Below are 2,866 nucleotides of genomic sequence, written 5' to 3' on the forward strand. Positions count from 1 at the left end.
GGAAGTGAAACGCAGCTGCGCCGATGGTAGTGTGGCTCAAGCCATGCGAGAGTAGGTCATCGCCAGGGTTTACACCCAAAACCCCGCTGCTTGCGCAGCGGGGTTTTTCTTTGTGCGCGATGGACCCGTGCAATCGAACGCCTGACATCCAGCGAGTGCGTCACTGGCCCTGCAGAAACCCGGCGATCACCGCAGCCACCACGCCGGGATGCTCCATGTGCAGATGGTGCGTACCCGGGAACACCGCTGAACGCCCGTCGCGCAGCAGCCGCAACCGCTCGCTGCGCAGCGGCTCCGGGTAGTACGACTGCGCCGGACTGGCGTAAACAACCTGGGTCGGGCATTCGATCGCGGCCAGCAGGTTGTCGATCTGCGCTTCGCTCATCCGCAATGCAGTGGGCAGCATCAGGCGCGGGTCGCTGCACCAGCTGTAGCCGCCGTCCACCGGCATTACCCCGCGCTCGACCAGCAGGCGCGCGCACGGCTCGCTGAGCTGGTTGGCCATCATGCGGGCGCGAATCGGCGCGGCGAGATCGGCGAACACGCGCAGACGCTTGTCGCCCAACCGGCGCGCCGCCTGCACATGTTCGCGCAGACGACTGGCGGTTTCTTCCTCGGGTCCGCGCAGTCCGCCAAGCGCTTCGATCGCAATCAGACGCTCCACGCGCTCTGGGGCGGCTGCGGCGGTCAGATTGGCGATGCCTGCACCCATCGAGTGCCCCAGCAGGGTAAACCGATCCCAGCCCAGCGCGTCGGCGACGTCCAGCACGTGGCAGATCGCACCCGGGGTGTTGTACTGCGTACCCGGTGGAAGGTGCGCACTATGGCCATGCCCGGGCAGGTCAATGGCGACCAGATCCAACGCGGGCAGATGCGCGGCCAGCGGTACGAAGCTGGCCGCGTTGTCCAGCCAGCCATGCAGCGCCAGCACGCGTGGCGCATTGCGATGCTCCGAGCGCAGCCCGGCCACCGAGGTGGTGGCCAGGGCCATATCGAACGGCTGCAGCATCATGCCAGGGCAGCCACGCTCAGCCGCGACAGGGCCCGTGCGTGCTCCGGCGCATCATTGAGGCAGGGAATGTAACGCATCTGCGCGCCACGCTCGGCCAGCGTTTCAGTGAACCCCATGGCGACTTCTTCCAGCGTCTCGAGGCAGTCGGTGGCGAACCCGGGACAGACCACGTCGATCCGCTTCATGCCTGCTTCCGCCCATTCCCACAGCGTCGGCTCGGCGTAGGGCTGCAGCCACTTCTCGCGCCCGAAGCGCGATTGATAGGCCAGCTGCCATTCGCCATCGCCCAGGTCCAGTGCCGTGGCAATCGCGCGCGCACTGGCTTCGCAGCGCTGCGGATAGGGATCGCCGGCGTCGGCCAGGCGCTGCGGAATGCCGTGGAACGAGAACAGCAGTTTCTCGCCACGCCCGTGCTGGTTCCACCAGGCGCGGATGCTGCCGGCGACGGCATCCACCCACTGCGGGTCTACCGCGTAATCGCGCACCAGGGTGACGGTGACCCCCGGATGGCGCGGCTGCCACTGCCGAAGCTGGTCTTCGATGGACGCAGTGGTGGTGGTGGAATACTGCGGATACAGCGGCAGCACGACCACGCGGCGTACGCCTTCCGCAGCCAGCCGGTCGAGCTCGGTGGTCAGTGCCGGTGCGCCATAGCGCATGGCATGGCGCACGGTCAGATCGGGCATCAAGGCCTGCATCGCCTCGGCCAGCCGCCGTGTGTACACCATCAGAGGCGAGCCGTCGGGCAGCCACACCTGGGCGTACTTGGCGGCCGAACGTCCGCTGCGCAGGGGCAGGATCAGCCCGTACAGCAACGGCTTCCACAGGAGGGCGGGAATGGAGACCACGCGCGGGTCGCTGAGAAATTCCGCCAGATAGCGCCGCACCGCGGGCGCGGTGGGGGTCTGCGGCGTGCCGAGATTGACCGCCAGCACAGCGGTGTGGGGGGCGTCGAGCATGGGGGATATTCTCGCAGGTCCGGGATACTCATTGCGGATTCATTGAAACCTGACTAATTTCGGGTATTGCGTGCCCACTCGCGTGGGCACCTACCGGTTCTGTAATGCGTGTCCATCAGGATGGGCACCTACCGTTGTCTGATTGCTTTCGGAGACCACCATGCGCCGCATCAGCCTTGTCCTGTTGATCTCTGCCAGCCTGCTGTCTGCCCAGGCCGTGGCTGGTCCCCAGGAAGACCAGCGCGCCCGCAACGCGGTGCGTGTCCTGAATGAAATCCAGTCCATTCCCGAGCAGGGCATCCCGGACAAACTGCTGGATGAAGGCCGCGCCATCGTCGTCATTCCGGACACCATCAAGGCCGGTCTGGTTATCGGCGGACGTCGCGGGCATGGCCTGATGTCGGTCAAGAATCCCGATGGCAGCTGGTCCAACCCGGTGTTCATGAAGCTCACCGGCGGCAGCATCGGCTTCCAGGCCGGCGTGCAGTCGTCCGACGTGGTGCTGGTGTTCCGCAACGATCGCAGCCTGGACAATCTGGTCAACGGCAAGTTCACCCTGGGTGCCGATGCGGGCGTGGCTGCCGGTCCGGTGGGCCGGAATGCCGCCGCCGCCACCGATGGTCAGCTGAAGGCCGAAATCTGGTCGTGGTCGCGTGCCCGCGGCCTGTTTGCCGGCGTGGCGCTGGACGGCGCGGTGCTGCAGATCGACGATGAAGCCAACCTGGATGCCTACGGCAGCAGCACGACTCCGCGCATGATCTTCGAAGGTCGCGTCGGCGAATCGCCGTCGATGGACGTGGTCGCGTTCCGTGATCGCCTCGAAGAAGCCACCTATTCAGCACGGGCCAACCGTGGCACCGCCGGTGCCGCACCAGCTCCGCGCGCGGCACCGGGC

At 66.5% G+C, this 2,866-nt stretch carries 3 protein-coding genes; 1 reads left to right on the forward strand and 2 read right to left on the reverse strand.

Annotated elements, in window-relative coordinates:
* Positions 1 to 160: 160 nt before the first annotated feature.
* Both EGJ34_RS21165 and hemH read right to left on the reverse strand, forming a co-directional pair.
* Positions 161 to 1,012: an alpha/beta hydrolase gene (locus tag EGJ34_RS21165; RefSeq protein ID WP_125362378.1), complete on the reverse strand. Its 852-nt coding sequence runs from the start codon at positions 1,010 to 1,012 to the stop codon at positions 161 to 163.
* Positions 1,009 to 1,971: a ferrochelatase gene (hemH, locus tag EGJ34_RS21170; RefSeq protein WP_125362379.1), complete on the reverse strand. Its 963-nt coding sequence runs from the start codon at positions 1,969 to 1,971 to the stop codon at positions 1,009 to 1,011. Before hemH ends, EGJ34_RS21165 begins: the two co-directional genes overlap by 4 nt.
* Positions 1,972 to 2,131: 160 nt before the next feature.
* On the opposite strand from hemH, the gene EGJ34_RS21175 reads away from it, so the two are divergent.
* On the forward strand, positions 2,132 to 2,866 hold a 735-nt coding region (locus EGJ34_RS21175; protein ID WP_125362380.1), incomplete at its 3' end, for a lipid-binding SYLF domain-containing protein.

Origin of the sequence: Stenotrophomonas sp. 278 (genome assembly GCF_003935715.1) — a bacterium.
Lineage (GTDB): Bacteria > Pseudomonadota > Gammaproteobacteria > Xanthomonadales > Xanthomonadaceae > Stenotrophomonas > Stenotrophomonas maltophilia_AH.